This window comes from Streptomyces sp. NPDC057694 (assembly GCF_042799415.1).
In the GTDB taxonomy this organism is placed as follows: Bacteria; Actinomycetota; Actinomycetes; order Streptomycetales; family Streptomycetaceae; genus Streptomyces.
Genome location: NZ_JBHVIX010000052.1, coordinates 1 through 8,917, shown reverse-complemented (window position 1 = coordinate 8,917; position 8,917 = coordinate 1). Strand labels below are relative to the sequence as shown.

Annotated in this window: 8 protein-coding genes; 7 read left to right on the top strand and 1 reads right to left on the bottom strand. The window is 70.7% G+C overall.

Going from position 1 to position 8,917, the window contains the following annotated elements:
* From ACFVDP_RS43685 to ACFVDP_RS43675, 3 genes are all read left to right on the top strand, one after another.
* Nucleotides 1–219 (top strand): oligopeptide/dipeptide ABC transporter ATP-binding protein (locus tag ACFVDP_RS43685; RefSeq protein ID WP_383503380.1); only part of this gene is annotated, 219 nt, incomplete at its 5' end.
* Between the two features lie 48 nt (nucleotides 220–267).
* The gene (fdhD, locus tag ACFVDP_RS43680) at nucleotides 268–1,122 is read left to right on the top strand and encodes a formate dehydrogenase accessory sulfurtransferase FdhD (protein ID WP_383503378.1); all 855 of its coding nucleotides are present in this window, start codon (nucleotides 268–270) and stop codon (nucleotides 1,120–1,122) included.
* 180 nt (nucleotides 1,123–1,302) lie between these two features.
* Nucleotides 1,303–2,769: an MFS transporter gene (locus ACFVDP_RS43675; RefSeq protein WP_383503376.1), complete on the top strand. Its 1,467-nt coding sequence runs from the start codon at nucleotides 1,303–1,305 to the stop codon at nucleotides 2,767–2,769.
* Between the two features lie 2 nt (nucleotides 2,770–2,771).
* On the opposite strand, the gene ACFVDP_RS43670 is transcribed toward ACFVDP_RS43675, so the two are convergent.
* Complete coding sequence (locus ACFVDP_RS43670; protein ID WP_383503374.1) at nucleotides 2,772–5,615, bottom strand: LuxR C-terminal-related transcriptional regulator; 2,844 nt, start codon at nucleotides 5,613–5,615, stop codon at nucleotides 2,772–2,774.
* Between the two features lie 632 nt (nucleotides 5,616–6,247).
* Here ACFVDP_RS43670 and ACFVDP_RS43665 point away from each other — a divergent pair.
* From ACFVDP_RS43665 to ACFVDP_RS43650, 4 genes are all read left to right on the top strand, one after another.
* Nucleotides 6,248–6,856 carry a DUF308 domain-containing protein gene (locus ACFVDP_RS43665; RefSeq protein WP_383503372.1) on the top strand — a complete coding sequence of 203 codons (609 nt, stop codon included), beginning with the start codon at nucleotides 6,248–6,250 and terminating at the stop codon, nucleotides 6,854–6,856.
* 104 nt (nucleotides 6,857–6,960) lie between these two features.
* A complete protein-coding gene (locus ACFVDP_RS43660; protein WP_383503371.1) occupies nucleotides 6,961–7,362 on the top strand; it encodes an SsgA family sporulation/cell division regulator in 402 nt (133 codons plus the stop codon).
* A gap of 203 nt (nucleotides 7,363–7,565) precedes the next feature.
* On the top strand, nucleotides 7,566–8,114 hold the full coding sequence (locus ACFVDP_RS43655) for a hypothetical protein (RefSeq protein WP_383503369.1): 549 nt from the start codon (nucleotides 7,566–7,568) through the stop codon (nucleotides 8,112–8,114).
* Nucleotides 8,115–8,296: 182 nt separating this feature from the next.
* Nucleotides 8,297–8,698, top strand: a complete 402-nt coding sequence (locus ACFVDP_RS43650) for a WhiB family transcriptional regulator (protein ID WP_383503367.1) — start codon at nucleotides 8,297–8,299, stop codon at nucleotides 8,696–8,698.
* The last annotated feature ends 219 nt before the right edge of the window (nucleotides 8,699–8,917 follow it).

Here is an 8,917-nt window from a genome sequence, read left to right as displayed (position 1 = left end):
CACCGGGAGCGGATCCTGCTCTCGGGCGACGTCCCCTCACCGGCCAACCCGCCGTCGGGCTGCCGCTTCCGCACCCGCTGCTGGAAGGCGCAGGAGCGGTGCGCGGTGGAGGAGCCGGTGCTCGCGGTGCCGGAGGCGTTCAGCACCGTCGACACCCCGGCGAAGCACCCGTCGGCCTGCCACTTCGCGCAAGAGAAGCAGGTCGTGCCCTCGGAATGAGGGCTCATCCGGCTACCGACACCCACAGGACCGAGGCTGATCGAGGACATGGGACGAGTCACGGAACGACGCACGGTCATCCGGATCCGCGACGCGGCGGTCTCCGCCCGGCCGGACACGCTGGTCGCCGAGGAACCGCTGGAGATAAGACTCAACGGGAAGTCCCTCGCGATCACCATGCGCACACCGGGCGACGACTTCGCACTGGCGGCCGGATTCCTCGTGAGCGAGGGAGTTCTGGCGACCGGCGAAGACCTCAGCACCATCGTCTATTGCGCGGGAGCGACGGCCGACGGGTCCAACACGTACAACGTCGTCGACGTGCGTGCCGCTCCGGGCATCGAGCTGCCCGACTTCACCCTCGAACGGAACGTCTACACGTCCTCCTCCTGCGGGCTGTGCGGCAAGGCGAGTCTCGAAGCGGTGCGTACGACGACGCACTGGCCGATGGCGGACACGCCCCGGCTCCGGGTGGAGCCCGGGCTGCTCGCGAGCCTGCCCGACCGGCTCCGCGCGTCGCAGCGGGTGTTCGACCGGACCGGGGGACTGCACGCGGCGGCGCTGTTCTCGCAGGACGGGGAACTGCTGGACATCCGGGAGGACGTCGGCCGGCACAACGCGGTGGACAAGCTGGTCGGCCGGGCCCTCCAGAGCGGGAGCCTGCCCCTGTCCCGCGCCATCCTCCTGGTCTCCGGGCGGGCCTCCTTCGAGCTGGCGCAGAAGGCCGTCATGGCGGGCATCCCGGTGCTCGCGGCCGTCTCGGCGCCCTCCTCGCTGGCGGTGGACCTGGCAGCGGAGACCGGCCTGACCCTCGTCGGTTTCCTGCGCGGTCACACCATGAACGTGTACGCGGGCGAGGACCGCATCGTCCTGCGGGCCGCGGCCGCCCAAAGCCTGGCATGACCCCGCGCGCGGACCTGACGACGCGTCATGGGGCAGGGCGGGCCACGTATGTGCCACGACGACAGTCGCCCGGCCGTTGAGGCTCTTCGTCCACCCGGAACGGAAGAAAGCCCTCATTCGTGCGATGTCCGGCATGGTGCGCCGCGCGCACACTGCCGGACAACCGTGAAAGGAGTTCCGGTGAGCCCTCTGTCCCCGACCGGCGTCGAACCAGGCGCCAAGAGATCCCCCGGACCGGACCCCAGACGCTGGCACGCGCTGTACGTGACTCTGGTGGCCGGCTTCATGATCCTGCTGGACGTGACCATCGTGTCCGTGGCGCTGCCCTCCATGCAGCGCGACCTGCGGACCGACCCGGCCACCGTGCAGTGGGTCGTCTCGGGATACGCGCTGACCTTCGCCCTGGCCCTGGTGGTCGCGGGACGGCTGGGCGACGCCGTCGGCCGGCGCCGGATCTTCCTGGCCGCACTGTCGGCCTTCGTGCTGTGCAGCGCCGCGGTCGGCGCGGCCCCCGACGTCGGGCTCGTCATCGCGGCGCGCCTGGCCCAGGGCGTCGCGGCCGGCTTCCTGGCCCCGCAGAACTCCGCGCTGATCCAGCAACTGTTCACCGGCGCCGAACGCGCCCGCGCCTTCGGCCTGTTCAGCGCCACGGTGGGCATCTCCAGTGCCGTCGGACCCGTCGCGGGCGGAGTGATCCTCGCCCTGGCGACGGGCACCCGGGGCTGGCGGTGGATCTTCTACGTCAACGTCCCCATCGGCATCCTCGCCATCCTGCTGGGGCTGTGGCTGCTGCCGAGAACCACGCCGGGCAGGCGCGGCCACCTGGATCTGCCCGGGGTCGCACTGCTGGGGGCGGGGGTGCTGGCGTTCATGCTGCCCCTGGTGCAGGCCGAATCGGGCGGACTGCGGCGTCTGTGGTGGCTGTTCCCGGCCGGTGGGCTGCTGCTGTTCGCGTTCGCCCGCTGGGAGATCCGGATCGCGGCCCGGGGCCTGGAGCCGCTGGTCGACCCCCGTCTGATCACCTCCGTCCGCGGGTACGCCGCCGGCGCCGCCCTCGCCACGGTGTACTTCGTCGGCTTCAGCGGCATCTGGCTGGCATTCGCCCTCTACTTCCAGGACAGCCTCGGCTATTCACCGCTCAAGTCGGGCCTTGCGGTGACGCCCTTCGCCGTCGGCTCGGCCATCGCGGCCGTCGTGGCGAGCAGGCTCGTCGAGCGGGCGGGGCGGCTGCTGACGGTCCTGGGCCTGACCGCGGTGGCCACGGGCCTCGGCGCCACGGCCCTGCTGCTGTGGCTGGTCCCGCCCGGAACGGCCGAGTGGGTCCTGATACCGGCGCTGCTGGTGAGCGGGTTCGGCAGCGGTTTCGTGATCTCGCCCAACGTGACCATGACCCTGCGGGACGTACCGGTGAGCATGGCCGGGGTGGCCGGCGGCGCTCTGCAGACCGGGCAGCGGATCGGCGCCGCCGTGGGAACGGCGGTTCTGCCGGGGCTCTACTACCTTGTCCTCGGTCACGCCACGGCCCGCGTGGCGATCGCCCTGGCCGTGGGAGCCGGCATCGTGGCGGTCCTGGTCTCCCTGGCTCTCGCGGTGGGGGACTGGCGGGCGGACCGGAGCGAGGCCGCCGAGCCCGTGACGGACCATTGAGGTCATCCGGACGCCTCGGCCACGCCGTCGACCTCACGCATGTACAGCGTGGCCAGCTGGACGCGTGAGCGTACGCCGAGCTTCTCGAACGCGTGCCGTACATGGCTGTTGACCGTGTGCGGGGACAGGAAGAGCCGCTCGGCGACTTCCCGGTTGGTCTCCCCGCGGGCGACCAGACGCACCACTCCCAGCTCTGCGGGCGTCAGCCCCCTCCACCTCCGCTCCGGACCGTCGCCACCGACCGCCGCCGGTTTCGTCCCGAGGGTGCGCAGCCGGCCGCGGACACGTCGGCAGTCCCCGTCGGCCCCGCACGCCGTGTAAAGCTCCAACGCCGCTTCATAGTGGGAGCGCGCGGCGATCGGGTCGCCCGCACCCGCGGCCGTCCCGGCGTCCTCCAGGGCTCGGGCCGCCAGCAGCGGGCGGTCGCCGGCGTACCGGTCCGCGATCTCGACCAGCCGCTCCGCACTGGCCTCCAGCAGGCCCCGCGCATGGTCGGCCGCCGTCCGGAACAGCGGGAACCGGGGACAGCGCCGTGCGCGGGTCTGCGCGAACTCCACCGCTGAGGAGGCGATGTCGCCTTCGCCGACGGCGAGGGCCGCGCGCACGAGGAACACGATGTCCCCCGGGTCCAGGCATGCGGTGTGCAGGAAGCCGCGGCGCAGCAGGGCGGCCGCGCCCCGCAACTGGCGCTCGGTGGAGGGCACTTCGCGGGTGACCGCGCAGACCAGTGTGACCCAGGCACCGACCCTGCGCCGTTGCGGGCCCTCTGCGGTCAGGTATTCCTCGCCCGTGGCCGTGCAGGCCTCCAGCATGTTGTCGTCGCCCGTGTGGGAGGCCACGCGTACAGCCGTGCACAGCAGGTCCTCCTCGCTGACGGCGGATCCGCCGGGGACGGCCGAGACCTTCTGCGCCGCCGTGAGCTCCGCGGCCGCGTCGGCCAGTCGGCCCGCGTCCAGCAGAAGCCGGGCCCGCCTGGCCCGCCACACCGGCACAAGGGCACGCCGGCCGCGTTGCCCGGCCTCGGACAGTCCGGCCTCCACCAGCCCCATGGCGGCCGCGTCGTCCGAGGCCACCGCCAGCAACGAGGCGCGCCACGCGGTCGACAGCGCCACTTCGACGAGGCCGGCGGCGCGCGGCGGGTGCAGTTCCGCGATGCCCTCGGCCGCGGTCTCACTGTGTCTGAGCGCCTCACCCCAGTTCTGCCGGTGACAGGCGCTCATCGACCGGAGCGTCCGGTGGGTGAGTTCGCTCACCGGGTGTGTTCCGCGTGTGCGCGCCAGCGTGCCGGCCACGGCCCCTCCGGCCTCCTCGACCTCGCCTTCCAACAGCCGGTACAGCAGCGTCACCGACATCAGCTGGTCCTTGAGCGACACAGGTACGTCTCGGCGCCGGTGCACCAGACGCAGATGAGTCTGCGCGTACGGCAGGGCGCCGCCCATCCGCGTCAGGTGCAGGCACACCTCGGCGTGCGTGATCGGGTCCGGCGGCGCCTGGAGGATGTCGAGGGCCAGCGCACGGGCTTCGCCCGCCCGCCCGATCTGCCACAACAGGGGCACCAGCCGGGCCGACAGCCGCAGCCGATCGGCCTCGGAGTCGTCGCACAGGGCTATGGCCCGCTTCAGATGGGCGGAGGCCGGGCCCGGTGCGAGAGGCGCGAGCGTCTCGGCGGCGTCGCGCAGGATCTCCACCGCGCGCAGGTCGCCGGGTTCGGCGACCTCCGCGACCTCGGCGGCCAGCGACGCCGTCGGCACACCTTCCTTCAGCCGCAGGTCCACGGCTCTCCGGCGAACGGCGAGGCGCACCGGCTGCGGCACAGTGGCGGCCACCGCCTCGCGTACCGCCGGGTGGGAGTACGAGAGCCGGTGGGCCCCCGACTCCAGCAGTCGCGCGGCGAGCACCTCTCGCAGAGGTCTGAGCAGCGCGGACTCCCGGCGGCCGAGGAGCCGGGCCAGGTGCCGGACGGTGAGCGTGCCACCGGGGAGGGCAGCCATCAGAGCCAGCTCCCGCCCCTCCTCCGTCAGTTGGTCCAGGCGCCGGGACACCAACGCACCCACGACCGCCGCTTCGGCGTGCGGCCCGTCCTGCCGGTCGTCCTTGCCGTGCTCGGCGAGCTGTGCGCAGGCGTGCCGTACGACAGCGGGCAGGCCGTCCAGATAGGGCAGGTACGGTTCCGCCGCCGCGGCGCGCGTGCCGAGCAGGTCGCGGACCATGTCGTGGACCGCGGGGACGGCAAGAGGCGCCGGCTCCAGGTGTTCGGCGTGCCCGGCGAGCAGGTCGAGGCGAAGCGATTGGGCGGCCGGCCTGTCGGTGTGGGACCGTGCGGCGACCAGCCACAGGACCGGGCGGTCGGCCAGTTGGGCGGTGAGCGTGCGGATCGCCAGGAGCGTGAGCTCGTCGCAGTCGTGCAGGTCGTCCAGGACGACGACGACCCGCCCCGCCACGGTGAGGGACCACAGCCTGTCCCTGGTTTCCCGCAGCAGCCAGAAGACATCGTGCTGTCCGTAGCCGCGCTCGCGCAGGCCGCGGACGAAGGCCGGATCCCCGTCTCCGGTCAGCGCGTCGAGCAGCGGGGCCAGCGGCGTGAGCGCGTTGCAGGACGAACCGGAACCGATCAGGACACGCGCGCCGGTCAGGGCGGCCTCTGCCACGGCGAATTCCAGCAGACGCGACGCGCCGACGCCGGCCGGTCCGTCGATCAGGACCACTCCGCCGTCTCCGTGCCGGACCAGCCGGCGGATGCGCCGGATGAGTCGCGCCTGCTCCACGTCCCGTCCGCGCACCGGGAGCGGGGACACACCGTCGGTTGAGCCGAGCGCCGGCAGGGATGCGTCGATGGCCTGACTCAAGGCAGCCTCCATTGGTCCGTGTGCGCTGCGACGGCACAGGCACGATCCGTGGGTCTCCGGTACCCGGGACCGAGAGCACGGGTGAGGGCACCGGTGAGGAACACTTCAGGGCTCGCGAAACGGTTCTTCCGCGACCACGCAACATGATGGGCAAATCGGGGCAGAAATAGCTGTCGAGGCCGCCTGATACAGGGCCTGGGCCCTCCCGACCAGGCGCGTGGGGACAACCCCAGGCATCGCCACCGCACCCCCTGGGGCGAACCCGACACCCGTCGGAAGGCGCAGGCGCGGTCGCGAGACCGCGACGAGACGTTCTCGCAGCTCCGCGGCTGCGTCTGTGGGGTTGTCCCGAGCCCGCCGCAGGGTCGACCCGACCGGGAAGTCCCGAAGGCACTACAGCAGCACACCCCGTGAGTACAGAGAATGTCAGTGCCACCCTGATCCGTCGCAAGACTCGCACGAGGATGGCCGGCCCCCCCCGTTGTTCCTGAGCGGCGGGCGGTTCGCGGAGGAGGCCCGGGCCCGCAATTCAGTCATATGACAGATACGAACCCGGAGGCCGTGTGGCGATGATGTGAAGAAGTGCTGGGTGTGCTGAGCACAGCCAGCCTGAAAGATGGGGAAGTGACCGGATGACTCAGCTGGAGACGGTGCGTGTGGACGCCCAATCCGTTCAGCGCGACGCGGCGCTGCCGAGGACGGTCACGACCGCGACCACGCGCGGGGCGCTGCTGGGCGGGGCCGTGGTCTCGGTGGCCGTCGGTCTCGCCCTGCTGGTACTGCCTTCACCGTCATTGCCCGCAGTGGGCGCACTCCTCGGGGCGCACGCCGCCGTCCAAGGCGTGCTGCAACTCGTCAGGGTGCAGGAGTCACCGCTCCTCGCACTCGTGCGCTGGCTTCTGGCTGCCGGAGCGCTGGTGGTGATTCTGCTGGCGGCGGCCATGTTCCGGGGGTACGCGGACTCTGTCTTCCTCCTCGGCCTGTGGACGGGATTCAGCTGGCTGCTGCGCGGGTTCGCCATGGCCGTCTCGACGACGCCGGCCTCGGTGAGCCATGTGTTCGTCTACGACGACCTCCTCAACGCTGTGATCGTCTCAGCCGGCCTCTTCATGACCGCCTTCCCCTTTTCGTCCCTCGGCCAGTTGGTGGGGATCTCGGGGGCCTTGCTGATCGTCGTCGGGCTGATGGAGGCGCTTTCCGCTGCGCGCAGGAGGCCGCAGGCTCTCCGCGCGCTCGACTGACCTCCACGACCTGACCCACACATGATTCCCCTGTTCGCCCGCGGGCGCAGTGAGCCATCGATGCTCACCGGCGACCGGCTGGTTGTGCCTTTCGGAGGTAACAGATGAAGAAGTGCCACCTGGCTCTTGGCATCACCCATTGGGTTGCCCACCGCCTGGCCCTGCCGATCACCTGCGAGTTCTCTTTCAGCGCCAAGGACCCGTGCGCCGTCACCCTCATCTTCGACGCGGAGAGCGAACGGCCGGTGCGCTGGGTCTTCGCACGTGAGTTGCTCGCCGAGGGCCTCACCGGCTTGGCCGGGGGCGGCCACGCCGTGCTGTGGCCGGGGACGGACGCCAGCGGTCAGGCCAGTCTGTGGGTCGAGGTGGGCGCAGCGCGCACGGCACTTTTCGAGATACCCGCGGAACCGGTGGCCACTTGGCTGGCTGACACGTACACCACGGTTCCACGTGGGCAGGAAATGGCTGGAGTGGACTGGGACGGCCTGACTCAGCTCATCAAATAAGAAGTTTGCATCGGCACGCTCAGTGAGTCAGTGGCTGGTTCGATCCCGGTTCAGGTGTGTCAAGTGCTGACACCTTCCCGGGCCAGGCATGCATACCAGGCGTAGTATCTGTGCCAGCGCCTGAGTCACGTCACGTCTCCTCAGGTGCGCTGCGGATGCACACTCGTGCCTTCGTCCGAGAGCCGAACCACGGAGGTCACGGTATGGCTGGTGCCCAGACCACTACCGAGCTAGTGACGCATTACAGCTCGCAGTTTTCCACTGATCTCGAACGGAACACGCAGGAACAGGATAAAATCCGGGCCGAGATCGAAGAGCTCAAAGGCCGCCTCCAGACTTTGCAGCACGACCACTCTGTGCTGGCCACCATGAGGAATGCGCTGGAGAGTGGGATTCCGCTGCAGCAGAATCCCTCGCCGGATGCCGACGATTCCTATGACTATGGACTGCCGGTCGGCGCTTCCGGAGTGGCGCGACGAAAGCAGTACAAGACAACGCTGGTGGCACTGATCCGGGCCTATCTGGCTGAGCAGGCCGAGCCGTGTTCGGCGGCGGAGGTCGCCACCGCCCTGAGCGAGGCGCACCCGGACCGCGTCATCAAGACGACCGTGGTCCGCACCACCCTGGAGGGGCTCGTCGCACGCAGCAGCGCTCAGCGTCTCAAGCAGGGTCACTCCGTCTTCTATGCCGGCCTGGACCCTGATGGCGCAGACTCCGACGAGGGCGGCGGAGGGGAGAGCGCGGAGGGTTGAGCGCTCTGGCGCCGCCGGCCGCCGGCCGGTGATCAGGGGGCCGACCACCCGCATGGGTGCGGTCCCCTGAGCACAAGTGTGTAGTTGTCATGCCCATGATGTCATGATGACGCATTCTTGCGCGGAATTTCTTGGGATATCAGTCATCTGACCGATGTAGCCGTCCCCGCTCTCGAAGAACGATGAGGAGACGGAAAGCCCCGTCCTCTGGACAGATATTCGGACCGTCCGGGGGAGGAAGGAGGAAGGCGATGCGAACCAGTCTGATTCCGCTTCTGAGCGACTGGGAATGGCAGGAGAAAGCGGCTTGTCGTGGGATGGACAGCTCGATGTTCTTCTCTCCTGCGGGCGAGCGTGGCCGCAGGCGCACACGGCGGGAGGAGCGGGCCCGCAGGATCTGCGGACGGTGCGAGGTCGTGGAGGAGTGCGGCGCCATGGCCCTGGACTACAAGGAGCACTACGGAGTGTGGGGAGGTATGTCCGCCGGTGAGCGGCGGGACGTCCTCGGCTCGGCCCCGGGACCCGCCCCGATGACATCGTCCCCAGGCCCAGCACGACCGGGACCGGCGCCTTCGGCGGCGTAGTCGTGAGCCTCGTAGGTGGCAGCGGCATCCCCGGGCGGTCCGCTTCTGTTGCCGGATGACGTGGGCGTGGGATGCCACGACCCGGCGCGCCGTTCTGGTCCCCCAGCCCCCCCCCCCCACCCAAAGACCAAAACCACCCCTCCCTCCCCCCCCCCCCCCCCCCCCCCCCCCCCCCCCCCCCCCCCCCCCCCCCCCCCCCCCCCTCCCCCCCCTCCTTTC